The sequence below is a fragment of the Microbispora sp. NBC_01389 genome, assembly GCF_045040095.1.
Classification (GTDB): domain Bacteria; phylum Actinomycetota; class Actinomycetes; order Streptosporangiales; family Streptosporangiaceae; genus Microbispora.
This window is the reverse complement of the sequence record NZ_CP109552.1, coordinates 690,517-715,900: the sequence shown is the minus strand read 5'-3', so window position 1 is coordinate 715,900 and position 25,384 is coordinate 690,517. Positions and strand designations below refer to the sequence as shown.

At 71.3% G+C, this 25,384-nt stretch carries 23 protein-coding genes and 2 tRNA genes; 18 read left to right on the top strand and 7 right to left on the bottom strand.

What is annotated here, in order from left to right; translation table 11 throughout:
• The 5 genes from OG344_RS03320 to OG344_RS03300 all read left to right on the top strand — a co-directional run bounded on the left by OG344_RS03320 (nt 1) and on the right by OG344_RS03300 (nt 3,486).
• Complete coding sequence (locus tag OG344_RS03320) at nt 1-750, top strand: hypothetical protein (protein ID WP_405086920.1); 750 nt, start codon at nt 1-3, stop codon at nt 748-750.
• 19 nt (nt 751-769) lie between these two features.
• Nucleotides 770-1,672: a hypothetical protein gene (locus OG344_RS03315; protein ID WP_405086919.1), complete on the top strand. Its 903-nt coding sequence runs from the start codon at nt 770-772 to the stop codon at nt 1,670-1,672.
• Nucleotides 1,673-1,755: 83 nt separating this feature from the next.
• Nucleotides 1,756-2,115, top strand: coding sequence for a class I SAM-dependent methyltransferase (locus OG344_RS03310; protein ID WP_405086918.1), 360 nt, complete (start codon nt 1,756-1,758; stop codon nt 2,113-2,115).
• 2 nt (nt 2,116-2,117) lie between these two features.
• Nucleotides 2,118-2,747 carry a hypothetical protein gene (locus OG344_RS03305; RefSeq protein WP_405086917.1) on the top strand — a complete coding sequence of 210 codons (630 nt, stop codon included), beginning with the start codon at nt 2,118-2,120 and terminating at the stop codon, nt 2,745-2,747.
• Nucleotides 2,748-2,949: 202 nt separating this feature from the next.
• Complete coding sequence (locus OG344_RS03300; protein ID WP_405086916.1) at nt 2,950-3,486, top strand: ATP-binding protein; 537 nt, start codon at nt 2,950-2,952, stop codon at nt 3,484-3,486.
• 168 nt (nt 3,487-3,654) lie between these two features.
• Here OG344_RS03300 and OG344_RS03295 read toward each other — a convergent pair whose 3' ends face one another.
• Nucleotides 3,655-4,968, bottom strand: coding sequence for an ABC1 kinase family protein (locus tag OG344_RS03295; protein WP_405086915.1), 1,314 nt, complete (start codon nt 4,966-4,968; stop codon nt 3,655-3,657).
• A gap of 119 nt (nt 4,969-5,087) precedes the next feature.
• On the bottom strand, nt 5,088-6,170 hold the full coding sequence (locus OG344_RS03290; protein WP_327047763.1) for a ThiF family adenylyltransferase: 1,083 nt from the start codon (nt 6,168-6,170) through the stop codon (nt 5,088-5,090).
• Nucleotides 6,171-6,370: 200 nt separating this feature from the next.
• Here OG344_RS03290 and OG344_RS03285 point away from each other — a divergent pair, with 200 nt between their 5' ends.
• Both OG344_RS03285 and OG344_RS03280 read left to right on the top strand, forming a co-directional pair.
• On the top strand, nt 6,371-6,886 hold the full coding sequence (locus OG344_RS03285; protein ID WP_327047762.1) for a M48 family metallopeptidase: 516 nt from the start codon (nt 6,371-6,373) through the stop codon (nt 6,884-6,886).
• Nucleotides 6,880-7,557, top strand: coding sequence for a hypothetical protein (locus OG344_RS03280; RefSeq protein WP_405086914.1), 678 nt, complete (start codon nt 6,880-6,882; stop codon nt 7,555-7,557). Before OG344_RS03285 ends, OG344_RS03280 begins: the two co-directional genes overlap by 7 nt.
• A 22-nt stretch (nt 7,558-7,579) precedes the next feature.
• On the opposite strand, the gene OG344_RS03275 is transcribed toward OG344_RS03280, so the two are convergent.
• The 3 genes from OG344_RS03275 to OG344_RS03265 form a co-directional block, all read right to left on the bottom strand.
• A complete protein-coding gene (locus tag OG344_RS03275; protein WP_405086913.1) occupies nt 7,580-8,599 on the bottom strand; it encodes an endonuclease/exonuclease/phosphatase family protein in 1,020 nt (339 codons plus the stop codon).
• 70 nt (nt 8,600-8,669) lie between these two features.
• On the bottom strand, nt 8,670-9,212 hold the full coding sequence (locus OG344_RS03270) for an NUDIX hydrolase (protein WP_405086912.1): 543 nt from the start codon (nt 9,210-9,212) through the stop codon (nt 8,670-8,672).
• Nucleotides 9,213-9,265: 53 nt separating this feature from the next.
• Nucleotides 9,266-10,549, bottom strand: coding sequence for a zinc-dependent metalloprotease (locus OG344_RS03265; RefSeq protein ID WP_405086911.1), 1,284 nt, complete (start codon nt 10,547-10,549; stop codon nt 9,266-9,268).
• 82 nt (nt 10,550-10,631) lie between these two features.
• On the opposite strand from OG344_RS03265, the gene OG344_RS03260 reads away from it, so the two are divergent.
• The 7 genes from OG344_RS03260 to OG344_RS03230 all read left to right on the top strand — a co-directional run bounded on the left by OG344_RS03260 (nt 10,632) and on the right by OG344_RS03230 (nt 18,893).
• Entirely contained in the window at nt 10,632-11,702 is a 1,071-nt protein-coding gene (locus OG344_RS03260; protein ID WP_405086910.1) for an NAD-dependent epimerase/dehydratase family protein, read from the top strand.
• Nucleotides 11,703-11,760: 58 nt separating this feature from the next.
• Nucleotides 11,761-12,189, top strand: coding sequence for a molybdenum cofactor biosynthesis protein MoaE (locus OG344_RS03255; protein WP_405086909.1), 429 nt, complete (start codon nt 11,761-11,763; stop codon nt 12,187-12,189).
• Nucleotides 12,190-12,217: 28 nt separating this feature from the next.
• Entirely contained in the window at nt 12,218-13,270 is a 1,053-nt protein-coding gene (locus OG344_RS03250) for a PDZ domain-containing protein (protein WP_405086908.1), read from the top strand.
• A gap of 251 nt (nt 13,271-13,521) precedes the next feature.
• A complete protein-coding gene (locus tag OG344_RS03245; RefSeq protein ID WP_405086907.1) occupies nt 13,522-16,509 on the top strand; it encodes a UPF0182 family protein in 2,988 nt (995 codons plus the stop codon).
• A gap of 83 nt (nt 16,510-16,592) precedes the next feature.
• Nucleotides 16,593-16,666, top strand: a tRNA-Met gene (locus tag OG344_RS03240).
• Nucleotides 16,667-16,808: 142 nt separating this feature from the next.
• On the top strand, nt 16,809-17,408 hold the full coding sequence (locus OG344_RS03235) for a GNAT family N-acetyltransferase (RefSeq protein ID WP_405086906.1): 600 nt from the start codon (nt 16,809-16,811) through the stop codon (nt 17,406-17,408).
• A gap of 219 nt (nt 17,409-17,627) precedes the next feature.
• The gene (locus tag OG344_RS03230) at nt 17,628-18,893 is read left to right on the top strand and encodes an RNA-guided endonuclease InsQ/TnpB family protein (RefSeq protein WP_405086905.1); all 1,266 of its coding nucleotides are present in this window, start codon (nt 17,628-17,630) and stop codon (nt 18,891-18,893) included.
• Between the two features lie 189 nt (nt 18,894-19,082).
• Here the strand turns inward: OG344_RS03230 and OG344_RS03225 are convergent, their stop codons facing one another.
• Nucleotides 19,083-20,447, bottom strand: coding sequence for a sensor histidine kinase (locus tag OG344_RS03225; RefSeq protein ID WP_405086904.1), 1,365 nt, complete (start codon nt 20,445-20,447; stop codon nt 19,083-19,085).
• Nucleotides 20,444-20,845, bottom strand: a complete 402-nt coding sequence (locus OG344_RS03220; RefSeq protein WP_405086903.1) for a response regulator — start codon at nt 20,843-20,845, stop codon at nt 20,444-20,446. Before OG344_RS03220 ends, OG344_RS03225 begins: the two co-directional genes overlap by 4 nt.
• Before the next feature lie 216 nt (nt 20,846-21,061).
• On the opposite strand from OG344_RS03220, the gene OG344_RS03215 reads away from it, so the two are divergent.
• From OG344_RS03215 to OG344_RS03200, 4 genes are all read left to right on the top strand, one after another.
• A tRNA-Met gene (locus OG344_RS03215) sits at nt 21,062-21,138 on the top strand.
• A gap of 105 nt (nt 21,139-21,243) precedes the next feature.
• Nucleotides 21,244-22,773, top strand: a complete 1,530-nt coding sequence (locus tag OG344_RS03210; RefSeq protein ID WP_405086902.1) for a PucR family transcriptional regulator — start codon at nt 21,244-21,246, stop codon at nt 22,771-22,773.
• 112 nt (nt 22,774-22,885) lie between these two features.
• Nucleotides 22,886-24,148 (top strand): NAD(P)/FAD-dependent oxidoreductase, encoded by a 1,263-nt coding sequence (locus OG344_RS03205; protein WP_405086901.1) that lies wholly within the window; start codon nt 22,886-22,888, stop codon nt 24,146-24,148.
• Between the two features lie 97 nt (nt 24,149-24,245).
• The gene (locus tag OG344_RS03200) at nt 24,246-25,313 is read left to right on the top strand and encodes a DUF917 domain-containing protein (protein WP_405086900.1); all 1,068 of its coding nucleotides are present in this window, start codon (nt 24,246-24,248) and stop codon (nt 25,311-25,313) included.
• The last annotated feature ends 71 nt before the right edge of the window (nt 25,314-25,384 follow it).

The following is a 25,384-nucleotide window of genomic DNA, read 5'->3' as shown; positions in this document are numbered from 1 at the left end:
GTGTCCACCGCCATCCACGACAAGATCCATGTCGAGCTCCCCGAGGCATTCGACCCGCGCTGGAACCGCATCCCCGGCATCACGGTCGACGGCCACCGCGTCACCCTCGACCCCGAGGACTACTTCTTCAAGTTCACCAACCACACCTGGCTGGTCATCCCCTGGCCGCAGGTGCAGCGCGACATGCTCGACGCTCACGAGACGCCCGACACCTCGCTGGAGCAGCTCGCGCTCGACTACATCCGCGTCAACGCCACGCCGACCAGCGACGCCGCGACCGTCCTGCAGATCGGGTGGGAGGTGTACCGCTACGTGTTCCGCGCCGAGCACCTCGCCGACCTCGGCATGCCGGAGATCACCGAGAAGCATCTGACGATGCTCAGGCAGGCGGGCACCTTCATGGCGCTCAACAAGGTCGAGCTGACCGGCGAGATCTCCAACATCGGCCCGGCCTGGTTCTTCAACTCCATCACCCGGGCGGTGTTCGACCTCACCGACGCCGAGGGCGATCTGCTCGACGAGGTCTACCACGGCGGCTGGTTCAACGAGACTCGCCGCCTGGAGCTCGTCCGCGCCCACACCGCGCTCGGCGGGCGGCTCGTGCACGGATGCCAGTCCGTTCCGAACCAGACCGGCGGCGCGGTCGTCCCCTACGGTGCTCCGCTGGAGCGGTTCCGCAGCGAGCTCGCCGCCATGAAGGACAGCTGGATCGCGGCCGTCGAAGCCTGCCGTGTTCCCACCGCCCGATAAGTAAGGAAGGCCAGGGATTTTGGACACCATCGAGGTGAACGCTCTGCTCGCACGGCTGCTGGACGACTTCGGGCAGGGGCCGGCCGAACGCGAGGAGATCCGCGTCTGGGCACGCTCGGGCGTGGAACGTCTCCACCTGGCCAACGGCACCTCGGTGGTGTTCAAGTACGCCGAAGGCCCCTTCGCCGCCGAACACCACGCCCTGACCGTCGCCGAAGACGGCGCCTTGCCCGTCCCCGAGCGCCTCGCCGTCGACCACAGACCCGAGCTGCTCGGCATGCTGCTGACCGACCTCGGGCCAGCGGCACGCGAGGCGACCGACGACGACGGCGCGGCGCTCGCCGTTCGCGTCCACGCAATCACCGACACCAAAGACTTGCCAGTCCTCAGCCAACAGAGCCTCGCGGCGATGCCAGAGCAGATCCGCTCGCGTCTCCACCAGTACGGCCGCACCCAGCACTACCTTGGCGTCCTCACCGAGACAGCGCACACTCTCGCGAAGGTGGCCGACGGCCGCGCTGCAGGAGCTGACCTTGCGCCGTCCGGGCTCTGCCACTCCGAATGGCACCCGACCTCGATCTACATCACCAAGGACGACACTTACCTGCTGGACTTCGCCCGTGCCTTCCGCGGGCCTGGCCTGCTCGACCTGGCGTCCTGGCACGGCACGATCGAGGCTCCCGACGCTGGCAAGCTCAGCGAGCTCATCACCTCCTACATCACGGCCGGCGGACCCGAGGAGGCAGCCGCATCGAGAGGCGGGTTGAGCGCGGCCCGCTGGGCGCTCGGCTGGCACCGCGTCTGGGTGGCCGACTGGTTCACCCACCAACTCACGATCGGGTGGGCCGAAGGAGCCGAAGACGCATGGATCTCCGCGATCGCCCGCCATCTCACCGAAGCCGCCCTCCTGCTCCGGGCCTGACCGTCCGCGACCGATTCGAATGGACCCGAGCTGCGGGAACCGGCCCTCCGCCCGCCGTCTTCGGCGACCTGGAGGGCAGACGAGTGGTCGAACTCGGCTGCGGCGGCGGACACAACCTCGCCCACCTCGCCGTCCATCACGGCGCCGACGCGGTCGGCATCGACCACGACCCTCTCAAAATCCAGCGCGCCCGAGCGCTCTATGCCAACGTCCCCGGCCTCGCCTTCGTCCGAGCTGACGCCATTGCCTACCTCCGATCCCTCCCTCCCACCTCAGTCGACCTCTGCCTTTCGATCTTCGGCGTGTTCTCCTTCCTCGAACCCGCCGAACCCGGCCCGCTCCTGAGCGCGACCGCCCGCATCCTGAGACCCGGCGGGCGACTCGCGCTCACGTTGCGAACCACCGACACCACGGACCTGGTCCTCATCTACACCAGGAGCTGACCATGTACCTGCTGTGCGACATCGATGGAGTCCACATCCCCTTCCCCGGCCCCAATAGCGAGATCCCGCCCGGCTTCCATACCCACCACGTCACCCCCACCGGCTACGCCGAGCCCGTCAAGATCTGGCTCAACCCGGCCACCGGCCAACTCGTCCTCGACCTGGCCAATCGGTACGCCCTCACGCCCTTGTGGTGCACCAGCTGGCGCGCCGACGCCGCTCCTCTCATCGGCGGCCGCCTCGGCCTGCCCAACTGGGATCACGTCGATCTGCCCCGACTCCCGCTCACCACGAGCCACCCTGACGGCTACCTCTGGAAACGCGACACCGTCGCCCGGCTGTTCACTGACGACGTGCTCCTTTGGATCGACGACGACTTCACCCCCGCCGATCACACCTGGGCCGGCGACCGCACCCAAGCCGGGCTCCTCACGATCCTCGTCCAGCCGAACCCCCACCTCGGGCTGACCATCGCCGACCTCGAAAGGTGCGGCCTCAACCAGCAGCCTGGGGCAGAACGACGCCGGCGTTTCCGGAGAGGGGCCCGTGCCGACCGCTTGCCCAACGTTCCAGCCAAGGCGGAGCCGCCGACCTCGACCGTGGATGGACCACGGCGAGGGTCGGCCGGTTGACCTTGCCGCCTTCGCGCGCCCGGCGGAGGACGTGCCCGATGGCCACAGGACGGAGAGAGTCATGCTCACGCAGACAGCGACAGAAACGCTCATGAATCCCACCAAGACGCGCGCTGAGGAGCTCGCGTCCGTGCTCGTGAAGGGAACGCTGATCTTCCGGCCGCCGCCCGGCGGCCGGGAACGCGAGAAGACTGGAGGACAAATGCGATCAACGAACGGCACGGACAAGGAATGGCGGGCTTCGGCTCCACCTGGCGTGCTCCGCTATACCTTCCCGGGCGTGCCCGGGCAGGTCTGTCAGGCACGGAAGCTGGTGCAGGAGCTGTTCCTCGGCACCGGACGAGAAGACGACGCGGGCCTGGTCGTCGACGAGCTCGCGAACAACTCGATCCTCTACACGCGGTCGGGGAAGCCAGGCGGCTGGTTCGGCGTGGAGCTAACCTTCGGCGCCATGGTGCGAATCGGGGTAGTCGATCTCGGAGGGGCCGGATGGCTGATTGGAGCACCCGCCGCCTCCCGTCCCAAAAGCGACCAGCCCGATGACCTCGAGACCCTGGAGGGCCTCGGTGAGCTGGATGCGGTCGCGCTCGGCGGGCGCGGCCTGGCCATCGTCGCCGGACTCGCCGTCACCACCGGAGCCTGCGGAAGCGACGCGCTCGGTCACTTCGTGTGGGCCGACCTCGCACTGCCCGCGCCGGTGCGGGAGGCTCCGGAGAAGACGCTGCTGCTGGTGTCGTAGGGGAGGCCCAGCCTGTCGATAGCAGGCTGGCCCTCCTTGAGGCCAGCATAAGCCGCAAAGGTCGGCTTGAGGCCCTGTCCGCCTCGCTCCTTGATCCTTTCGAAGGGGCGTGCCCGGGCAGGGCCTTCGTTGTCTTCGGGACTCTGATCGAGGTGATCGTTGCTAGCCCTAGCCGAGGGCGTCGGCGAAGCCGGGGACCCAGCGGACGACCTCGTCGCGGAACCTGGCCGTCGCGCCGAGCTGGCACAGCACGCCCACGCCCGCCGCGTGTACGCGGTGGATCAGCACGTACGACGCGGGGAGGTTGAGCTGGCGGACCACGTTGTTCGGCCGCAGGTCGGCCACGTTCGCCGCCTGCTCGCGCAGCCACTCCCTGCTGAAGGTGAACTCCTCCACGCGGGTGGGCTCGACGTACGGCGCGAGGAACGCCCGCAGGGCGTCGACGTCCACCTCGATGTGCGGGCGGATGAAGCCCTCTGCGCGCAGCCCGCGCACGACGCTGTCCATGTCGCCCTGGTTGAAGATGCGGGTGAGCCGGCCGAAGGCGACGGGATGGCCGCCGGGCATCCGGTTGACGGCGCCGAAGTCCAGCACGCCGAGCCGCCCGTCCTCCATCAGCCGGAAGTTGCCGGGGTGCGGGTCGGCGTGCAGCATCCCCACCCGGGCCGGAGAGCAGAACAGGAAGCGGACGAACAGCAGGCCCGCGTGGTCGCGCTCCTCCTGCGTGCCGTCGGTGATGATCTTCGACAGCGGGGTCCCGGTCATCCACTCGGTGACCAGCACCTGCTCGTTGGCGGCGATGACCGCCGGGACGCGGAAGTCGGGGTCGTCGCGGAACTCCTCGGCGAAGGCCTGCTGGGCCTCGGCCTCCTTGAAGTAGTCGAGCTCCTCGGCCACCCGCTCCCTGAGCTCGGCCAGCACCGGTTTGAGGTCCAGGCCCGGCAGCAGCGCGCCGAACAGCTTGCCCAGCCGCGAGAGCTGGTTGAAGTCCGAGATCAGGGCCTTGCCCGCGCCGGGATACTGGATCTTCACGGCGACCTCGCGGCCGTCGTGCCACACCGCGTGGTGCACCTGCCCGATGGACGCCGCCGCGCTCGGCCTGTCGTCGAACTCCAGGAAGTTCTCCCGCCAGTCGTCGCCGAGCTGTTCGGTCAGGACCCGGTGCACGACGGAGGCGGGCAGCGGCGGCGCGGCGTCCTGCAGCCGCGTCAGCGTCGCCCGGTACGGCCCGGCGATCTCGGGCGGCAGCGCCGCCTCGAAGATCGACAGGGCCTGGCCGAGCTTCATCGCGCCACCCTTGAGCTCGCCGAGGACCTTGAAGACCTGGTCGGCCGTGCGGCGCTGGATCTCCTGGGCGACGATCTCCGCGGAGGCGCCGCCGATCCGCCTGCCCAGTCCGAGCGCGGTACGGCCGGCGAACCCGAGGGGGAGCGTCGCGAGCTTTGCCGAGCGTGTCACGGCACCGTGGGGAACGTCACTCACTCAACCATTCTTAGCGATGGCGGAGCCTTTCGACCACAATTCCCTGTTCGTATCCCCAGCCAGGGCCCGCGGACGCCAACGGCGGGCGAGGAATCCGTCAGGTGTGTCATTCGTCACAGTCAGGCTCGATCTTCCTGGTGGAGGCCGGCGACATCGTCGCCGAGGCAGCCGCATCCGGGGTGGGCGTCGAGGCGGCGGTGCCGCCAGCGCCAGCCGGGCGACACCTCCGTCAGGCCGCCCGGCACGCTTCCCTCGTCGAGGTACGCCAGCGCCTGACCGGCCGCCTGCGCCGCGACCAGGCCGGCCAGGGCCACGTCGCAGGCGATCTCACCGGCGGGATAACCCCCGAGCCGGGCGCCCACCACCGGCCAGGACGGGTCCCGGTCGCGGCGGGCCAGGTCGAGGCAGCGCAGGCAGGGCGTGAGCCCGGGGACGACGAAGGGACCCGTCGAGCCGTACCCCTCGAAGGCGCAGGCGAGCAGGTGCGGCACGCCCGAGGCGACGATCTCGCCGACCAGCGTGGTGCTGAGCGGGGTGGTCGGAGCGAGGATCACGAGGTGGGGGCGCGCGCCGCCGTCCGCCAGGCGGGAGGCGGCCCGGCCGGGCCACGCGTTGACGGCGGGGGAGATCCGCCGGGCGGCCAGCACCGCGGCGTCCTCCCGGGACATGCCGGTGTCGGACCGGCCGAGACCGCCCGGGACCACGTCGCCCGGCCCGGCCACGGCGGGATCGACCACGCAGATGTGCCCGACCCCGGCGGCGGCGAGCAGCGTGACGACCTGGGCGCCCACCCGGCCGGCGCCGTACACGCGGACCCGGGCCGCCCGCCTCGCGGCCAGGCCGCTCATGCCGCCGTCGGAGCAGGTCAGCGCCAGCCTGTCCAGGTCGGGGCGGAGCCGGTCGCGCTCGGCCGGCGGCAGATCGGCGAGCGGGCCCGGCCGGGCCGCGGCGTCCTCGATGAGGCCGTGCGCGGTGAGCCGGGCGACCACCTCGTGGGCGGACGCCTCGTCCAGCCCGCTGCCGGCCACCGCCTGCCCGAGCGTGCGGGTGCCGTCGAGCCCGTCGATCAGGCGGCGGACCGGTGGTTCGACACCGGTCAGGACGACGGCCCGCAGCGGGTGGACGCCGAACTGCAGCGTGTGGCCGTCCCGCTCCACCCTGCGCAGGACGGGCTTGAGGCGTGGTCGAATGCTCTGTCCCATGGTCGCCAGACCTTGGCACAGTTGGGCGCGGCCCGGCTCCGGAACCGCCGGGGCTGTGGATAATTACCGGGGTGATCGAGGTTGGTGAACATCCGCAACCCCGAAACTTCCACGCCCGCAAGGTAACGTTCGCCCGATTGACCAGGGAGAACGTGTACCACCCCCTGTGGAAATCGGCGTCTGTCGGCTACCTTTCATATGTGCCCCCCGAGACAGTCGAGGTTCGTCGGAGCGCACGACGGCGGCGAACCGTTTCCGCGTACCGTGATGGCGACAAGACCATCGTGCTGCTTCCGGCCGGTCTGAGCACGACCGACGAGGAGCAGTGGGTACTCCGCATGCTCGACCGGCTTGCGGCCAAGGAGCAGCGAAGACGTCCGAGCGACGACGACCTCCTGGAACGGGCGAGCGAGCTGTCCGCGCGCTACCTGGACGGCAAGGCCGTCCCGGAGAGCGTGCGGTGGGTGGAGAACCAGCTCCACCGGTGGGGTTCGTGCACGCCCGACCACGGCACGATCAGGCTCTCAGTGCGGCTGCGGGGCATGCCCGCCTGGGTCGTCGACTACGTCATCATGCATGAGCTCGTCCATCTGCTCGTGCCGAGCCACGGCCCGCGCTTCTGGGCGCTCGTGGAGCGCTACCCTCGCGCGGAACGTGCCAGGGGGTTCCTCGAGGGCTTCTCGATGGCGGCCAACGGTTCGACGGAGGAATGTTGACCCGCGTGGTCGCGGTGCTGGTCACTCCCGGCATGGCCGGGGCGGCTCCGCCCGGCGTCGACCCGGCCGAGTTCCTGACGGCGATGGCCGAGGACACCTACGAGATGATCGCCGGGCTCGAACTCGTGCGGCCGGTGATCCTGTCGGCCGGGGTGCCGGGGCTCGCCGAGATCGCCTGGCCCGGCACGCCGGTCCTGCCGATCGGCTCGCCCACCGGCGCCTTCGCGGCGCTGGCCGCGCTGTCCGAAGCGAGGGCGGACGAAGCAGGGCCGGACGAAGCGAGGGCGGACGAAGCGAGGGCGGACGAAGCGGGAGCGGACGAAGCGGGGGCCGAGACGGCGGACGAGGCGGTCGTCGTCAGCGGCGACGCCCCCGACCTGCCGCCGTTGTTGATCGGCAAGCTGTTCCGCGAGCTGGGCCGGGCGAACCTCGCCGTCTGCCCCGCCGAGGGCGGCGGAGCCGTGGCCGTCGCGGCCCGCCTGCCGGTTCCCGGCTGGGCCGCGCCCGATCTCGACGAGCCGGACGTCGTCGCGGCGATGCGCCGCCGGGCGCCGGGGCCGCGCATGGTCGCCACCGGCCCCGGCTGGCACCGCCTGCGGAAGCCGGAGGACGTGACCCGCCTCGACCCCGGCCTCGAAGGCTGGGACAACACCCGCGCCCTGCTCATGTGACCGCCTGCCTGAGGCCAGGCCGTCACAGGCGGGCGGGCAGGCGGAGCTCGGCGAAGAACGCGCGGTGGTCGCTCTCCGGGACGGTGTGGACGCCGGTGTCCACCGCCGCCGCCCTCCGGTCGTACAGCACGTGGTCGATCGTGATCAGCGCGGGGAACCGTCTGTTCGCGGGCCAGGTGGCCGCGAGGCCGTTCCCGGTCGCGCCGGCCGCGTCCACGTAGCCCCGCGCGAGCACCGCGCGCAGCGCCGCGTGATCGAGGCTGGCGTTGAAGTCGCCGGCCAGCACGCGTACGACGCCGGGGGAGGCGGACGGCAGCGCCGCCAGGTCGGCGGCCCACAGGGCCACATCGTGCTCGACCGGCGAGAGGGTGTGCACGTCGACGATCTCGACGGGCGGCCCGGAGGGCAGGGCGATCCGGGCCCGCGGCATGCGATGACTGCCCTCGGGCGCGAAGTCCGGCAGCCTGATCAGCGGGTGCCGCGAGTAGATTCCGCTGCCGGACGCCCCGGGGCCGTCCTCCAGATGCCGGTACGGCAGCAGCCTGCCCAGGCCCGCGTTGTCGAGCGCTTCGACGGCCACGGGTGTGAGCTCCTGCGTGGTGAGCACGTCCGGGTCGAGCGTGCGGACCAGGCCGACCAATGCCTCGGCGTCGCCGACCCCGTAGAAGAGGTTGGCGGTGAGGATCCGCAGCGTCGGCCCGGTGGCGGCGGTGGTGGTGGTGGCGGTGGCGGCCGTGGGCGCCGATCCGACCGCCCGGGGCAGGACCACGGCCGCCAGCGCGGCCGTCGTCGCGACCGCGGTCGCGATCACGGTCCACCGGCGGCTGCTCAGCGCGGCCAGGACCGCCACCACCGACGCGGCGGCGACGTACGGCGTGCCGGTCATGAGCGCGACCCCCACACCGGTGGCGTCGAGCCCGGCCAGCCGGGCGACCGCCCACAGGGCGAACGGCGTCACCGTGATCCACGCCAGCGGAGGGGAGACCCGCAGCCTCCGGCGGGGCGGAACGACGATCTCACCGCCCACGTCCACCTTGGTCATGATCCGACCCTAGTGAACGCCCCCGAAAGCCGGTGTAACGCCGACGTGCGCGAACGGTGCGAAACGGTGCTCAGGCGCGCAGCAGGGCCTGGGAGCGGCGGACCAGCCGCCGGGTGGCCTCGTCGCTCAGCTCCGGGATCTCGTCCACCGGGAACCAGCGCAGGTCGAGCGACTCATCGCTGATCACCGCCTCGGCCCCCGGCGGCGCGACCGCGCCGTACTCGACGTCCAGGTGCCAGCTGTGCGGCGGGTGGCACCACACCCTGTGCCGGTCGAGGGCGAGCGGGCCGTCCAGCAGCGTCAGCCCGGGGATGCCCGACTCCTCGGTGGCCTCGCGCAGGGCGGCCTCCCCGAGCGTGGCGTCGGCCACCTCGCAGTGCCCGCCCATCGGCAGCCACATTCCGGCCTTGGCGTGCAGGGTCAGCAGCACCCGCGCGCCGTCGTGGGAGAGGACGGCGGTGGTCGCCGTCAGGTGCCCCGGCACACACTCGCGCCACATCGCGTCCTCGTGGGCGTCCAGGTGCGCGAGGAAGTCCACGCGGAGCCGTTCCTCTTCCGGAGTGGGGGCCGTCCACCCGGTCAGCACGGCCCAGGCGTCACGATTCAGGCTCACCGGCGCAGCCTACCGGCCGCCAATGATCCCCTCGCCGGTCCCCTCGCCGGTTCCTATCGGCCGCTCTCCGGGCCGGGACCGGGTTCCCCCGCTTCGCCCGATTCGCCGGGCTCTTCCAGCGCGGACAGGTCGAACGCGGTGCCGCCCTTCACGAACGGCTCGGGGTTGTCGAGGTCGTCGGCCCTGGGCATCAGGTCGGGGTGCCCCCAGACGGCGTCCCGGCCGTCGACGCCGCGCTCGTCGCCGAGCGCCCTCCACAGGGCGGCCGCCTCACGCAGCCGCCTCGGCCGCAGTTCCAGGCCCACCAGCGTCGCGAAGGTCCGCTCGGCCGGCCCGCCCGTGGCGCGGCGGCGCCGTACGGTCTCGGCCAGCGCCGCGGCGGACGGGAGCTTGCCCTCGGCGGCGGCGTCCACCACCGTGGCCACCCACCCCTCGACCAGCGCCAGCGCGGTCTCCAGGCGGGCGAGGGCGGCCTTCTGCCGCTCGGTCTCCTCGGGCTTCAGCAACTCGCCGCCGCCCAGGACCTCCTGGATCCGTTCCGGGTTGCTGATGTCCAGCCCCTGGAGCTTCTCCTCCAGCGCGGACACGTCGACCGTGATGCCCCGGGCGTACTCCTCGACCGTGCCGAGCAGGTGCGCCCGCAGCCAGGGCACGTGCTGGAACAGCCGGTGGTGCGCCGCCTCGCGCAGCGCCAGGTAGAGCCGGATCTCGTCCGAGGGCGTCTCCAGGCCCTTGCTGAAGGCGGCCACGCCGCCGGGCAGCATGGCGGCGGTGTCGGACAGGGGCAGGCCGATGTCGGAGGAGCCGACGACCTCCCGGGCGAGCGAGCCGAGGGCCTGGCCGATCTGCTGGCCGACCATCATGCTGCCCATCTGCTTCAGCATGCCCATCAGTGGGCCGGCGACGGCCTGCGCCTCCGGCGGCAGACCGGCGGCGCCGAGCGTGCCGCCCATCGTCTCCACCATCTGGGCGGCGACGGGATCGCACAACTGCTTCCAGACCGGGATCGTCTTCTCGATCCACTCCGACCGGCTCCAGGCCTGGGGCGCCGTCACGCCGCCGGGCAGCGTGGTCACCTCGTTCAGCCAGAGATCGGCCAGGTTGAGGGCCTCGGCGATCTGCCGCCGCTCGCCCTCCATGACGCTCGGATCACCCTCGGCGACCACGGCGTGCCGTGCGATGTTCTTCGCCATGTCCCAGTTGACGGGCCCGGCCTCCGGCGAGGCCGACAGCATGTCGGCGAACTGCCGCATGGCCGCGGCCATCTGCTCCGGGCTGCCGAACATGGCGAACGGATTGTCGTTTGGGTCGTTTTCGCGACCTGGCAGGTCAGTCACCGCGCCACCTCGGGCAGGATGGAGGAGTCCACATCCGCCACGTTATCCGCCGTGGGGCGGATCAGTGCAAAGTGAGGACCTCGTGCCTACCTCGAAACGCCTGCGTCCCCCCGTCGTCGCGGTCACGGGCGCCGCCTCCGGCCTCGGCCGGGCGTTCCTCGCGAAAGTGGCCTCGTCTGCGGATTTCCGCCGCGTCGTGGCGATCGACGAGCAGCGCGGAGACGTCCAGGACGTCACCTGGCGGGTTCTCGACATTCGTGATCCGCTCTTGGCGAACCGGATCTCCGACGTGGACGTCCTGGTGCATCTCGGCGCGGACGAGTCGCTCGACACCGACGCCGGCGAGCGCCGGCGCTACAACATCCGGGCGGCCCAGACCGTGCTGACGGCCTGCGCGGCGGCGCGGGTGCGCCGGGTCGTGCTGGTCACGAGCGCGATGGTGTACGGCGCCGCCGCCGACAACCCGGTCCCGCTGCCGGAGGACGCCCTGGTCGCGGCGGAGCCCGACACCGGCCTGGTGGGCGACCACCTGGAGATCGAGGCGCTGGTACGCCGGTCCCTGCGGTCGCATCCCGGCCTGGAGGTGACCGTGCTGCGGCCCGCCGCCCTGGTGGGGCCGGGCGTCGACACCGTCATCACCCGCCATTTCGAGGCGCCCCGGCTGCTGGTGGTGAAGGGCTGCCTGCCCCGATGGCAGTTCTGCCACGTCGAGGACCTGGTGTCGGCGCTGGAGGCCGCCGCGCTCGGCCGGGTCTCCGGGGTGGTGGCGGTCGGCTCCGAGGGCTGGCTGGAGATGGACCAGGTGGAGGAGATCTCGGGCCTGAAACGGTTCGAGCTTCCGGCGGGGGTGACGTTCGGCACCGCGCAGCGGCTGCACCGGCTCGGCATCACCCCGACCGCGGCCACCGACCTGCACTACGTCGTCTATCCCTGGGTGGTCGACGGCATGGCGCTGCGGGAGGCGGGCTGGAAGCCGGCCTGGTCCAACGAGGCGGCCCTGCGCGAACTGCTCGAACTGGTCGAGGGCAGGCACGCGGTCGTCGGCCGCCGCCTGTCGGGCAAGGAGGCCACGATCACCGCCGCCGGCGCGACCGTGGCGGTCATCGGCACGGCCGCGATCGTCCGCGCCGCCCGTCGCAAGCGCCGCACCTGAGCCCGCCGCAGATCGGTCCCGGTCCCCGATCGCGCGGCGATCACGTACTACCCTCGGGATGGTGGACGTCATCCGATTGCTGGGGATCCGGGACACCCCCCTGTCCGTCGACGAGGTGCTGGGCGCCGTCGAGGACCACGCGGCCGGAGGCACGGCGGTCTTCGTCGGGACGGTGCGCGAGCAGGACGGCGGGAGGCCGGTGACCCTCCTGTCGTACTCGGCGCACCCGTCCGCGGAGGAGCAGCTGCGCAGGGTCGCGGAGAAGGTGGCCGCCGATCACCAGGTTACGGCGCTGGCGGCGGTCCACCGGGTGGGCGACCTGAGGCTCGGCGAGATCGCCGTGGTCGTGGCCGCCGCGTGCCCGCACCGCGCCGAGGCGTTCGGCGCCTGCCGCAGGCTGATCGACGATCTCAAGCACGAGGTGCCGATCTGGAAGCACCAGGTGTTCGCCGACGGGGGCGCCGAATGGGTCGGTGCCTGCGAATAGCGCCGTCCCGAACGCATAGAGTTCGTCCATGTCCCGACGCGCTCTGACCCTGCTGGTCGCGGGTTTCCTCGCGCTCGCGTTCGCGGTGATCGGCGCCATGGTCCCGGTGCCGTACGTCGTGCTGAGCCCCGGGCCGACGGAGAACACGATCGGGGACGTCAAGGGAAAGCCGGTCATCTCCATCTCGGGTCATGAGACGTACCCGACGCAGGGCAAGCTCAGCATGGTCACCGTGGCCTACCAGGGCGGGCCGGGCAACCGCCTCGACCTGGTCACCGCGCTGCGCGGCTGGCTCGACCCCACGGTCGCGGTGGTGCCGGAGGAGTCGCTGTTCCCCAAGACCTCCACGCCGAAGGAGGTGGAGGAGCAGAACACCCAGGAGATGACCACCTCGCAGGAGTCGGCCACCGCCGCCGCGCTGAACGCGCTGAAGATCCCCATCGGCAGGACGGTCAAGGTCGTCTCGACGAACAAGGGGGCGCCCGCCGACGGGAAGCTCAAGCCCGGCGACGAGATCACCGCGGTGGACGGCACTCCGGCGACCGCGCTGGACTCCGTCGCGGGAGCCGTCCGCACGCACAAACCAGGCGAGCAGGTGACGTTCACCGTCAAGCGTGGTGAATCGGAGACGCAGATCCCGGTGTCCACCATCGCCGGCAAGGACGGCTCGACGATCGTGGGCGTCACGATGCAGCCGTCGAGCGGCTACCGGTTCCCGTTCAAGGTCGACATCAGCGTCGGCGACATCGGCGGGCCCAGCGCCGGGCTGATGTTCTCGCTGGGCATCTACGACAAGCTGACCCCGGGGGCGCTCACCGGCGGCATGTCCATCGCCGGCACCGGCACGATCCAGGCCGACGGCAAGGTCGGTCCCATCGGCGGGATCGAGCAGAAGATGGTCGGCGCGCGGCGGGCGGGCGCCACCGTGTTCCTCACCCCCGCGGACAACTGCGCCGACGCCGTCAAGGCCGTGCCCGAGGGGCTGCGCCTGGTGCGGGCCGACACCCTCGAAAGCGCGGTCAAGGCGATCGACGCGCTGCGTGACCACTCGGGCGACGTGCCCGCCTGCCCCGCGGGCTGACCGTACGGCGGGCCCGTGGGGCGGCTGACCTGGCCCTTCCGGTCCCGGCCCCGCGTCCGTTCCGCGTTCGCCGCGCGGCGACGGGGTGCCACCATAACGATCAGATCCGTTACCGCGCGCACGCTCCTCGCGGTGTAGGTTTCCAGGAACGGACCGTTGCGCCGCGACAATCTGACACCCATCTGAGTTTCCGACAATCCGAGACAAGGGGTTGAGCGTTGAGCTTCCGGAGCCCCGGAGCCGGACGGGCGGTGCGCTTGCCCCGACGGCCGCGCCTGCTGATACCCGTACTGATCGCCGTGGTGGCGATCGTCGTATTACTGCTCGTCTTCGCGGGGATCTACACCGACTACCTCTGGTACGACTCGGTGCACTTCTCCTCGGTGTTCTCCACGATGCTGCTCACCCAGGTGCTGCTGTTCGTCGTGGGAGCCGCCCTGATGCTGGTCGTCGTGGGCGGCAACATGGTGCTCGCGCACCGCACCCGCCCGATGTTCGGCCCGGGGATGTTCGGCGCGCCACAGGGCGCCGACCGCTACCGGGTGGCCCTCGACCCGCACCGGCGGCTGGTCTTCCTGGTCGGCATGGGCGTCCTCGCCCTGTTCACCGGGTCGTCCACGGCCGGGCAGTGGAAGACCTGGCTCCTTTTCGCCAACGCCACGCCGTTCGGCCAGAAGGACGACCAGTTCGGGCTCGACCTCTCGTTCTTCATGTTCACGTATCCGTTCCTGCGGATGCTGCTGAACTTCCTGTTCACCGCCGTGATCCTGTCGATCATCGCGGCCACCGCCGTGCACTACCTGTACGGCGGGTTCCGCATCTCCTCGCCCGGAGGGGTGCACGCCACCCGGGCGGCCCGGGTCCACCTGTCGGTGCTGCTCGGCGTGTTCGTCCTGCTCAAGGGCGCGGCCTACTTCCTCGACCGGTACAGCCTGGTCTTCTCCGACCGGGGCAAGGTCTTCGGCGCCTCCTACACCGACGTGCACGCCGTGCTCCCGGCCAAGGGGATCCTCGCGGCCATCTCCATCATCTGCGCGCTGATCTTCTTCGCCGGCGTCATCCGCCCCGGCGGGATGTGGCCGGGGGCGGCGTTCGGGCTCCTCGTCCTGTCGGCCGTGCTGATCGGCACCGTCTATCCCTCGCTCGTCGAGCAGTTCCAGGTGCGGCCGAACCAGCAGAGCAAGGAGCAGGCGTACATCCAGCGCAACATCGACGCGACCCGCAAGGCGTACGGCGTCGATACGGCGAAGGTCACGGAGTACAGCGCGAAGACCGACACCGACGCCTCCGTGCTGCAGACCGAGGCGTCGGCCATCCCCGGCATGCGCCTGCTCGACCCCAGCCTGCTGTCGCCGACCTTCCAGCAGAAGCAGCAGATCCGCGGCTACTACCAGTTCCCCGAGCAGCTCGACATCGACAGATACTCGGTCGACGGCAAGCTGCGCGACACCGTCGTGGCGGTCCGGGAGATCGGCCTTCCGCCGGAGGGTCAGCGCAACTGGATCAACAGCCACCTCGTCTACACGCACGGCTTCGGGTTCGTCGCCGCGCCGGGCAACAAGGTGGACAGCAGCGGCCTGCCGGTCTTCAGCGAGAAGGACATCCCGCCGGTCGGCGACCTCGGCGACTACGAGCCCCGTGTCTACTTCGGGGAGAACTCGCCCGACTACTCGATCGTCGGCGGCCCCAAGGGGGCCAAGCCGGTCGAGCTCGACTATCCCCAGCAGGGACAGCAGGGCGACGAGCAGCAGAACAAGACGGGCCAGGTCGACAGCACCTACGAGGGCAAGGGCGGCGTCTCGGTCGGCAACTTCTTCCGCCGCCTCCTCTACGCCGTGAAGTACGGCGAGACCAACCTGCTGCTGAACTCCAACATCAACCCCGAGTCGCGCATCCTCTACAACCGCGAGCCGGTGGACCGCATCCAGCAGGTCGCGCCGTTCCTCACGCTGGACCGTGACCCGTACCCGTCCGTGGTGGACGGCCGCATCGTGTGGATCGTGGACGCGTACACGACCTCCGACTCCTACCCCTATTCCGAGCGCAAGAGCCTGGAGTCGCTGACGACGGACGTCCAGACCAGCCGGCTCGGTGTGCCGCAGGTGCCGAGGGACGAGGTCAACTACATCCGCAACTCGGTGAAGGCCACCGTGGACGCCTACGACGGCACGGTCACGCTCTACGCCTGGGACGAGAAGGACCCCGTCCTCCAGACCTGGCGGAAGGCCTTCGGCGGCGTCGTCAAGCCGGCCTCGGAGATCAGCCAGGACCTGCGCAACCATCTGCGCTACCCGGCCGACCTGTTCAAGGCCCAGCGGGAGATCCTGACCTCCTATCACGTCACCGACGCCAACGCGTTCTTCGGCGCGCAGGACTTCTGGAAGGTCCCCGAGGACCCGGCGACCCAGAAGAGCAAGCAGCCGCCGTACTACGTGACGATGAAGATGCCGGGCAGCGAAACCGAGCGGTTCTCGCTGACGACCACGTTCGTGCCCAACCAGCGGCAGAACATGGCGGCGTTCATGGCGGTCGACGCGACCGCAGCGACACCGAACCCGCAACTGGAGATCCTGCAGCTACCGAGCACGACCGCGGTGCAGGGGCCACCCCAGGCGCAGAACCTGTTCGAGTCGAACCCCACGGTCTCGGAGCGGCTCAACCTGCTGCGCGGCACCGCCGGCGCGACCGACGTGCTGTACGGAAACCTGCTCACACTGCCGTTCGGCGGCGGACTGCTCTACGTCGAGCCGGTCTACATCCAGCCGCGTGCGGAGAGCTCGGGCAAGTATCCGACGCTGCGCAAGGTCCTTGTGCTGTTCGGCGAGAAGGTCGGCTTCGGCGACAACCTGAGCGAGGCGTTGCAGCAGGTGTTCGGTGGCACCGTGGCCACCCCGCCGGAGCAGACGCCCGACCAGCGGCCGGAACAGCAGCCGGACCAGGCCGGCCAGCAGCCGGCGAACTCCTCGGCGCTCTCGTCCGCGCTCGACCGGGCGGAGCGGGCGTTCGAGGACTCGCAGAAGGCGCTGTCGGACACCCCGACCGACTGGAAGGCGTACGGAGACGCGCAGAACGCGCTCAAGAAGGCGCTGGACGACCTGGCCAAGCTCAAGTCGGGGACGTCGTCGTCGGCGACCCCGGCCCCGAGCGGGAGCGCGACGCCGAGTGCGAGCGCGAGTCCGACACCGAGTGCGAGCGGCAGCCCCTCGGCCGCCGCTCCCACCCCGGCGCCGAGCGGCTGAGCCCGGCGGAGCCCCGCGCCCACCGAGGGCCCGGGGCTCCGGTTTGCCTCCCGGAGCCGGGCAGGATAGTCTCGTAGAGCCGACGCGGGGTGGAGCAGCTCGGTAGCTCGCTGGGCTCATAACCCAGAGGTCGCAGGTTCAAATCCTGTCCCCGCTACTCGAAGTCGAAGGCCCGGTGTCCGGAAACGGACACCGGGCCTTCGCGTTGCCAGGAGCACTGCGCGTTGCCAGGAGCGCCGCGCGTTTGCCAGGAGCGCTGCGCATTGCCAGTGGCATGTGACGTTCTCTAGCGTCGTGGTGTGAGTGGAGTGTTCACGGTCACCGAAGCCACACCCGAGGACGGGGACGCGGTCGGTGAGATCCACGCGGAGTCGTGGCAGGCGGTCTACGCGAAGTTCTTCTCCCCGGAGTTCGCCGCCGAGGCGGTCAGGCACCGGCGTGGCAAATGGCGTGCCGTGCTTCTCGAGAATCGGGACACCGTCATGCTCGGCGCGCTGGACGGCCGGCCCCTCGCCTACACCTACTTCGGCGCCTCGCCGGCGCGACCGGAGTACGCCGAGATCTTCGGCTGCTACGCCCATCCGGACGGCTGGGGAACCGGTGTCGCCAACGCGCTGATGGCCGCGACTTTGCGCAGGATCGGCGAGCAGGGCTTCGGCCGGGTTCATCTCTGGACGCTCCGGGACACCCCGCAGTCGCGCCGCTTCTATCGACCTGTGGGCCAGTGCTCCGGCGTTCACGCCGGGGGTGAAGGCCGACGCGGGAGTGCCCGCCAGGGCGCGAGTGTGCCCTGGCCCTCCGCCCGTGAACAGCTCAGCTCATGGGTCAAGCCCTGGCGGCAGAGATGCTCACACTGTCCGCTCACATGGGTCGTCTCTGCTGGTCGATGGAGTGCTTGAGGACCGTGAGCGGTGCGTTTCCCACGCTTCCGGCAAGGTGACAGCCGCACCCAGAAGCGCCCACTCCACGGGGTACCAGCGGACGGGAGCGCTGTATATCTCGCTGGGGATCCGCTCCGAGACGCCCTTCAGTGCGGTTGGCCGCCCACGCCGCAGATCGGGTCACTCACAGTGTGGATTCCGTCACGCTGGCGTAAACCCGGGGGATGCGATCCGGGTGTGGAGGTGGCCAGGCAGGCGCGTGCGCACGTGGCGCGACTCGACCTCAGCACGGCCCAGGTGGCGGTGCTGGACGGTCAGGCGCACACCGCCCGCGCGCTGTGGAACCTGCTGCACGAGTACGTCACCTTCCGGCAGGGCCGGTTGGCCTCGGTCAAGGAGTGCGACACCGCGATCCGGCAGGCCCGCCGGGAGATCGACTGGATGGGGCGGCTGCCCGCCCAGGCGGCCCAAGCGGTGCTGAGAACCTACCGGCAGGCGTGGGCGAACTACTTCAACCCCGGCCACCCCGCCGGGCGGCCCACGTTCAAGGGCCGGTTCCGGTCCCGGCCGGCGGTGGATGTGCCGCAGGCCCGCGACCTGAACATCACGCGGCTGAACCGGCGGTGGGGCACGGTCAGTCTGCCGAAGGTCGGGCGGGTGCGCTTCCGCTGGACCAAGGACCTGCCCGGCGTCACCAGGGGCGGCCCCGCCGGGCGCATCACCGGCGCGCGGCTGGTCAAGGACGCCTACGGGTGGCAGATCGTGTTCCGGACCGAACGCCAGGTGCCTGCCCCGGCCGCCCACCCCGGCCCTGGGGTGGGGGTCGACCGGGGGGTCACCGTCGCCCTGGCGTTGTCGGACGGCACCATGCGCGAGCACGGGCCCTGGTTGCGCGACGGCGAGAAGGAACGCCTGCGCCGCCTGGAGAAGACGTCCGCCCGGCAGCGCCGCACTCGCGTTCCCGGCCGGCCTGCGTCCACACGGCTGGCCCGCACCTACGATCGGATCGCCCGGCTCCGCGCGACAGCCAAGCGCCGAGCCGTGAACTGGCAGCACCAGACCACCACCGAACTCGCGCGCACCTTCGGCGTGGTCGTGGTGGAAGACCTGCAGATCACGAACATGGTCCGCTCCGCCACCGGCACGATCGAGCGGCCCGGCCGGAACGTGCGGCAGAAGGCAGGGCTGAACCGCGCCATCACCGGGCAGGCGTGGGGCCGCACGGTCACCCTGCTGGAGTACAAGACCCGTGATCGCGGCGGGCTGGTGGTGAAGGTTCCCGCCGCGGGAACGTCGCAGACCTGCCACCGGTGCGGCCACCGTGACCCGGCGGCCCGGGACAAGATCAGGTATGCCTGTGTCAATCCCGCGTGCGGGTGGGCCGGGCATGCCGACACCAACGCCGCGATCAACATTCGCAACGCCGCAGGAACTGCGGTGTCAGGACGTGGAGACCTCGGGGCTGCCCGGTCCGCGAAGCGTCAACCCCCGCACGCCGCCTGACCGCGACGTGACGGGAGAATCTCCGGCCTTCAGGCCGGGGAGGAGTTCAACGGAAGATCGGCTTCACGGAATCGGGCGCGGTGCGCGGCCACGACTTCGGCGACGGCAACCCCATCGACCAGGTCGAGTACGCGCTGATCCTCCCCAGACCCCCGCGTTCCCCCGGCCCGGCAGCCCGGCGAGCGTGGTTCATGGACTTTCGGTCGAGTGCCGTGGCCGGGGGATGGGGATCCGCAGCACGAACCGTGCGCCCTGCTCGCTGTCCTCGATGACGAGCGTGCCGCCGTGGGCCTCGGCGATCTGCCGGGCGATCGGCAGGCCGAGACCACTGCCCCCGGCGTCCACGGCCCGCGAGGCGGCCAGGCGGACGAAGCGATGGAACACGACCTCCCGCTGGTCGGGCGCGATGCCCTCACCGTCGTCGGTCACCGTCAGCACCGCGGAGCCGTCGTGGTGACCGACCGTGACGGTAATGCTGGAGACGGCGTGCCGCTCGGCGTTGTCGAGGAGGTTGGTCAGCAGCCGGGCGAGGCCGATCCGGTCGCCGTCGACCACCACCGCGGCATCGAACCGCTCAACCACCGTCACCTTGCGCGGTCGCCGGTCCAGCTCGTCGCGCACCAGGCCGGTCAGATCGACGGGGTCGTTCCGGCCGCTGACACCCGCGTCCAGCCGGCACAGCTGGAGCAGGTCGGCGACCAGGGCTTGCAGGCGCTCGACGCTGCCCAGCACCGCCTTGCCGGTGTCCGGCCAGTCGGTGTCCTCCGGATGCGCCAGTGCGTCCTCCAGTTCCGCGCGCATGGCGGCCAGCGGGCTGCGCAGGTCGTGACTGGTGTCGGAGGCGAACCGGAGCTGCCGCTGCACCGCCGCCTGGGCCCGCGCCAGAGCCTGGTTGGCGGTCTCGGCCAGATGCCGCAGCTCGTCGCGGCTCTCGGGGACCGGCACCCGTTCGCCCAGGTCGCTGGCGGCGATCGTGGCGAGCTTGGCGCTGATCGCGTGCACCGGCGCCAGGGTCTTGCCCACGATGCGGTGGGCGCCCCAGGCGGTGAACGCGAGCAGCAGCAGCCAGCAGGCGATGAGCGAGCCCAGGAGTCCGGGGCTGACGTACCACGGCACGTCGGGGGCGGCCATGTACAGCCGCCACATGTCGCCTCTGACGTGGTAGGGGATGTCGATCACGATCCGGCACCGGCCGGGAAACGCGGGCAGGTCGCACAGCGTCTTGATCACATGGGAGTCGGGGTCGGGACGGAAATTGACGATCGGCGGCCGGCCCGCCAGGTCCGGCGTCGCCATGGCCTGTGCTCCGGACGGGGTGAACACCTGGATCGCGGTGCCGGAGATGTCCGGCCGGGGTGCGGACCAGGGCCCGTGGGTGCGGGCGTGCCGGAGGAACCGGACGGCGTCGGTGACCAGTCGCTCGGTCCGGGACTTCGCGGCGCTCTCCCGCAGCACCACCAGGATGAGCCCCGCGAGAGCGGTGTAGATCACCGCCATCACCATCCCGGCGATCATGGTCAGGCGGGTCCTGATGGAGCACCGTCGGTCCGTCATCGATCGGCTCCCTCCTGCAGGCCCGATCCCGAGTCCGCCGCCCACAGGGCCTCGTTGACCGCTGCCCCGGACAGGCGCAGCTTGGGCAGGAAGGCGATGGCGGGGCTGGCCTCGATCAGCTCCGCGAGGTCCTCCTCATGCCGGGCCGAGATCAAGATGACGCGCGGCCGGCCGTCGGCCGCCGTGTCGGCGATCCGCTGGGCCGCGTCCAATCCGCTTTCCTGCCCGAGGTCGACGTCCATAAGCACGACATCCGGTCGCGACTCGGCACACCGGTCGAGCGCTTCGGCCGTGGTGGACGCCACGCCCACCACGGCGATTCCTTCAGCGTGGAGCATCTCGCGAGCGGCCTGCAGGAAGCAGTCGCTGTCGTCGACGATCAGACAACGTGGAGCCATGCCTCCAGAGTCACAGCCGCCGGCGGGTCAGGGCATCGCGGTCAGCACGAATCCTGCTCGTGCCGCTGATGCGTAGTGGCGGTGGAGGCTACCGGGAAGCCGCCGATGCCGGGTAACTCCCGAAGCCCACCGACGACGGGCCTCCGGACCGGCCGGCCTTCCCCCGATCCGATTTGCTGTTCGCTCCGTGGGGTGGGTAACATAGAGACACAACGACGCGGGGTGGAGCAGTTCGGTAGCTCGCTGGGCTCATAACCCAGAGGTCGCAGGTTCAAATCCTGTCCCCGCTACCAAGAGTCAAGGGCCTGGTCTTCCGAATCGGAGATCAGGCCTTTGGCCGTTTTCGGGCTCAATCCACCACGAACATTCGAAAACCTTCCACCACGGTGGAGTTGCACATGATCAGGTTGGATCGCTTGGTCAACGTGCTGGGCGGGTACGGCGTACGGCTGTGCGGGCGGCCCGAGACGCGTTCGGCACAGTTGCGAAGCGTGGCGATACCGGACGCGACCGACAGCCGGGTCACCGGTGACGTGCTCGTGGCCGTGGGAGCCGGGTCGGTGGCCGAGGCGGTGCGGTGGGCGGTCGCGGCGCAGGCGAAGGTGGTCCTGGTGCGCGCCGGAGCCGAAAGCGAGCGCGAGGCCACCGCGACCGGTGACGACCAGGGCGTGGCCGTGATGCGGGCCGACCCCGCGGTGCCCTGGAGTCACCTCGTGGGCCTGGTCTACGGCCTGGTGCTGGAAGGCCGGGAGACCGAGGCGGGGCGGGGGCCCACGGACCTGTTCGCGCTGGCCGACAGCCTGGCGGACGTCGTCGGCGGCGCGGTGACCATCGAGGATCGGCTCTCGCGGGTGCTCGCCTACTCCCGCTCCCAGCAGGCGGGCGACCCGGCCCGGCTGGAGACGATCCTGGTGCGGCAGGTTCCGGACCGGCTGCGGGCCCTCTTCCGGTCACGGGGGGTGTTCGCTCGTCTGTCGTCGACGGACGAGCCGATCTTCGTCGAGCCGGACCCGGACCACGGCCTGACCGGGCGGATGGTGGTGGCGGTGCGGGCCGGGCGCGAACTGCTCGGCTCGGTGTGGGTGACGTGCGAGGGCCCGTTGACCGGGGCGGCGCACACCGCGCTGGCGAACGGCGCGCGCACGGTGACGTTGCACCTGCTGCGCTCCCGGGCGAGCGCCGACCTGGAGCGGAAGGTGGAGTCCGACCTGGTCATCCGGCTGCTTGAGGGCACCGCCGACGCTGAGACGGTGGTCAGCCAGCTGGGGCTGGCCCCGCGGGAGATGCGCGTCATCGCGGTCCGCGCGCACACGGCCGAGGACCGGCACGCCATGCTTCTGCTGGCCTTCGACCGGGCCACCGCGGGTTTCGGCTGGTCCAGGCCCGGGCGGAGCGCCCTGCTGGGCGACACGCTCCATACGATCCTGCCGGGCACGCGGGCGTCGGCGGCGCGGGAGTGGGTGGGCGCGCTGCGGGCCGCGCTGCCGTCGCGGGTGCGGATCACGGCCGGGATCGGCGGCGTGGCCCAGGCGGCGGAGCTGCCGGCCAGCCGGCAGGAGGCGGAGGAGTGCCTGGCGCTGCATGAGAGAGGCGCGCCCCAGGCCGAGCCACCCGCGTACGACGAGTCCTGGGACGACATCCTGCTGCAGCGGTTGCGGGCCGCGGCGCGCGCGGGCCGGACCCCGGCACGCGGGCCGGTGAGTGTGCTGCGACGGCACGACGCCCTCCACGACACCAACTACGTGCCGACGTTGCGGGCATGGCTGGAGGCCCAGGGCGATCTCGCGGTCGCCGCCGAACGGCTCGGCGTACACGCCAACACGGTCCGCAACAGGCTGCGCAGGATGAGTGAGGTGACTTTGCTGAACCTGGACGACCCGCGCAAGCGCCTCGCCATGGTCATCACCCTGGCCGCCGAGGACGAATAAGGGTTGTCTGGAACCCACAAGACGGACGTTGCGATTGTGCGGCTGCTACAACGGTTCGCGGCGCCGTACGGGCCACTCTGGGGGAAGTAATCGTCTGGTGTGGAGGTGGGGTATGTCCGGGGCCGAGCGCGTCAACGAGTGGCCGGGGTCGGTGATCGTGGTCGGCGCGGGGATCGTGGGTCTGTCGACCGCGTGGTTCCTGCAGGAACGCGGTGTGGAGGTGACCGTGGTCGACCGCCGGGGCGTCGCGGCCGGCGCGTCCTGGGGCAACGCGGGATGGATCGCGCCGGGCCTGGCCATTCCCCTGAACGAGCCCTCGGTCCTGCGCTACGGCCTGCGTTCGCTGCTGAATCCGGCCGCGCCGCTGCGCATCCCGGCGACCATCGATCCGGGACTGTGGGCGTTCCTGACCCGCTTCGCCGCCAACTGCCGGTGGTCGTCCTGGACCCGGGCGGTGCGCGCCAACCTGCCGCTCAACGACGAGTGCATCGAGGCGTACGGCGTGCTCGCGGCCAACGGCGTGGCCGCCCCCGTCGAGGACGCGCCGATCACCGCCGGGTTCCGCACGCCGCGCCAGGCCGCGGGCCTGCTCCATGAGCTGCGCAGGATGGCCGAGGCCGGGCAGCCGGTCGACCACACGCCGCTGGACGCCCGGCAGCTGGTCGAGACGGTGCCGCTCGCCTCGGAGGCCCTGACCGCGGGCGTGCGGATCGACGGGCAGCGCTACATCGACCCCGGCCGCTTCGTCCACGCGCTGGGCGAGGCCGTCACGGCCCGGGGCGCCACGGTCGAGAAGCACGAGGTCGCCGACGTGCGCAGCGACGGCAAGAAGGTCGTCGTGGTGGCCCGTGACGGCGCCGTCCTGTCCGCCGACGCGGTGGTGCTGGCCACCGGTGCCTGGCTGTCCAGGCTGGCGGGCCGCTGGGGCGTACGCGTCCCCGTGCGGGCCGGCCGCGGCTACTCCTTCACCGTCCCCGTGGACCACCCCGTCCCCGGCCCGATCTACCTGCCGGACGTACGGGTGGCGTGCACGCCCTACCAGGGCGGCCTGCGGGTGGCGGGGACCATGGAGTTCCGCGACCCCGACGCCCCGGCCGTCGAGGCCCGGCTGCGGGCGATCATCGCCTCCGCCCGCCCGCTGCTGCGGGGGGTGCGCTGGGAGGAGCACACGGACGTCTGGGTCGGTCCCCGGCCGGTCACGCCAGACGGGCGCCCGCTGGTCGGCGCGACGGACGCCCCGGGGATCTACGTGGCCGGCGGGCACGGCATGTGGGGCCTGGCCCAGGGCCCGGCCACCGGACGGCTCCTCGCCGAGCAGATCACCACGGGCAAGCAGCCGGCCGCTCTGCGGGAGTTCGACCCGCTGCGCCGATAGTCGTTTTTCCGGATTTGTCGTGAGGCGACAACAATCTGGTGATAGATGTCGCAGTGTGACATTGAGGCGGCACCCCCCGGTGGTGAAGGCTCCCCGCATGCAGGCCCGCATCACCTTGGAGGAAGTCGCCGCGCTGGCCCGTGGCTGCGCCGTGCTCGGCACCGGCGGCGGCGGCGACGTGCGCCCCGGCGCCATCGCCGCCCGGCGCGCGATCCGCGAGCACGGCGAGGTGCCGCTCGTGTCCCTCGACGATCTGCCCGCCGACGCACTCGTGCTGCCGCTGTCGGGCATCGGCGCGCCGACCGTCAGCCACGAGATGATCCACGGCGAGGACGAACCCGTACGGATCGCCGAGGAGATCGAGCGGATCTTCGGCCGCCCGCCGGCCGCCGTGATGTCGTCGGAGATCGGCGGCGGCAACGGCGTCGCGCCGGTCGCCTGGGCGGCGAGGCTCGGCCTGCCGTTGCTCGACGCCGACGCCATGGGCCGGGCCTTCCCCGAGGTCCAGATGGTCTCGATGTATGTGGCGGGCATCCCGGCCAACCTCGTGGTCATGGCCGACGTCGCCGGCAACGTCGTGACGATCCGGCCGATCGACGGACTGTGGTCGGAGCGGATCGCGCGGGCCGTCTGCGTGGCGGCGGGGTCGAGCGCGCTCATGGCCGACTACGTGCTGACCGCCCGCGAGTGCGCGGGAGCGGTGATCGAGGGGACGGTGAGCCGGGCGATCGCGGTCGGCCGGGCGACCGAGGGCGCCGCCGATCCGCTCGCCGCCCTCACCGCCGAGCTGGGCGCCGTACGGCTGCTCACCGGCAAGCTGGCCGATCTCGACCGCCGGACCACCGGCGGCTTCGTCCGGGGCACGGCGACGGTCGAGGGCACCGGCGACGACCGGGGCAGGACGCTGACCCTGGAGATCCAGAACGAGAACCTCGTCGCCCTGGAGGACGGCCGGGTCCGGGCCATGGTGCCCGACCTGATCACCGTGGTCGACACCCAGACGGCGACGGCGGTCCAGACCGAGGCGCTGCGGTACGGCCAGCGGGTCACCGTGCTCGCCTGGCCCTGCGATCCCCTGTGGCGTACGCCGAAGGGCCTGGAGACGGCGGGCCCGCGCGCCTTCGGCTACGACCTCGACTACCTGCCGGTGGAGAAGATCGCATGAGCGAGCGAAGCGAGCGAATCGGTAAACACAGTGGGACGTACGCATGCGACTCCGAGCCGTCAGGCGAGGAG